A 1,573-nucleotide genomic window follows, 5' to 3' on the forward strand; every position below is an offset into this window, starting at 1 on the left:
CTGCGACGCTCGCGTGGACCGAGGTGATTTGATTCTCAATGTTCTCCTCGACTCTGGCATGCACGGCACCCCCGCGGGTGTGCATTTCGCTGGATAGCCGCAGGATCGGATCTCCCTTTCGAACGTGTTGGTGCTCTCTGACGTACACCTCTGAGACGGTTGCAGATCGACGCGCTAGAATCCGGCTCTCGCCCGTATCAGTAACTAGATGACCAGATACCTGTTCCCGGCGAGCATAGTGGGCATGGAATGAGAGAACGAGTGCGGCCAAGCACAGTGCAGTGGCGCTAACACCAGCTGCGAAGTGAGCCTTTGGCGTTGAAACGATGATGGCGCCAAACTGGTCTGCATGAGCAGTCTCGGCTTCCTTGCGAAACAGTTCCATTGATCAGTTCTGCTGGGCGTGATGGCAGTGCCGGTTAGAGGGAGGGAGGTCGCCCCCCTCCCTTAAAGCCTAGCGACAGCTGATTCGATTGAAGATGCCTTGAGTCAGGGGGAACGGCTGCTCAATGCCATGTGACACGACTTCCGCGAGGTCCGGAACAAATAGAAACTGCGGGGCACTCTTGAGGTTCCTTAGATCTTCATTCACATGCAGGGACTGATCCCAACCGAAGATGGGCATGTCCCGAATGGCCCGGGGAGCATCCGGATCGGGCTGGTGCCATGACGGCTGCGTAAAGTCATCTACGTAGATAAGGGACGAGTACGAACCGCTGCCCTTGTCGGCGATGAACCAAGCCTTGAAGCCCCGGGATCGGTCTTCCAGAGTGACTCCAAGTGTGTTCCCTGTTCCAGGCATTGCTAGCGGCTGGATTCGAGCGTGCAGTGCAGGGTTGCTGGAGTAAACGTACTCCGCTACCGCGCTTCCACACTCCGCAGCTGAGGCGCCGGTCGACATCAGCACCCCTGCGAGTACGCAAGTGGCTAGCTTGGCTTTCATGGAATTTCTCCTGTGACTTCTGAGTGGGCTCAAGGCTGACGCTGCGGAGGGCCAACGATGACCGTACCGCCGGTGCCGCCGCTTGAACCCCCGCCACCTCCTCCAGAGTGGCCACCACTGCCGGCGCCCCCCGTACTTCCATCAGGCGGTGCCGTTGTTCCGGCGGAAACGCTGGTGAAGCCGAGCACCGTAACCTTGCCGTTGTAGTCGGAAACAACCGGAGACGACCATTGCGTGCTGTTGGGCCCGAGATGGTGCTTGATCTCCACGTAGTCGTCGATCAGAAGGGTAGTCGGAATCGTTCCGGCTTGGCGGCCCGCAGCCCATCGAGATTCGAAGTTGCGAATGTCGTCGTACATTGCTGCGATCTGATCGTTCGTGCTCGATCGATCGAGCGCTCCATGACCCAGATAGTCCCAAGTACTAGCGTCGTACTGGTACAGGCCTTGAACGTTGGAGTTGGTAGGATTGCTGGTCATCGAACCTAGGGAACTTTCATAAAACGCCTGGTTGACTGCCATTCGAATCTCTGGAGCCAGCATGTTGTGCGCTTTCCCATAGTCCACGATCTGTCCCAGTGTCGCTGCCTGAGCGTCGGAAAGGCTGGCATTGAACTTGACTGTGTTGCCT

Annotated in this window: 3 protein-coding genes; all 3 read right to left on the reverse strand. The window is 57.8% G+C overall.

All coding sequences use genetic code 11. The features are described 5' to 3' along the window. On the reverse strand, positions 1-385 hold a 385-nt coding region (locus ACFQ6N_RS40700), incomplete at its 3' end, for a biotin/lipoyl-binding protein (protein WP_380659182.1). 69 nt (positions 386-454) lie between these two features. After that, entirely contained in the window at positions 455-943 is a 489-nt protein-coding gene (locus ACFQ6N_RS40705; protein ID WP_053451029.1) for a hypothetical protein, read from the reverse strand. 29 nt (positions 944-972) lie between these two features. Continuing rightward, on the reverse strand, positions 973-1,573 hold a 601-nt coding region (locus tag ACFQ6N_RS40710; protein WP_380659183.1), incomplete at its 5' end, for a hypothetical protein.

It is taken from the genome of Kitasatospora sp. NPDC056446 (assembly GCF_042796115.1).
Classification (GTDB): Bacteria; Actinomycetota; Actinomycetes; order Streptomycetales; family Streptomycetaceae; genus Kitasatospora.

Excerpts from the sequence above, each read along its gene's own strand:
- ACFQ6N_RS40705 (WP_053451029.1), bottom strand. The coding sequence starts at position 943 with ATGAAAGCCAAGCTAGCCACTTGCGTACTCGCAGGGGTGCTGATGTCG.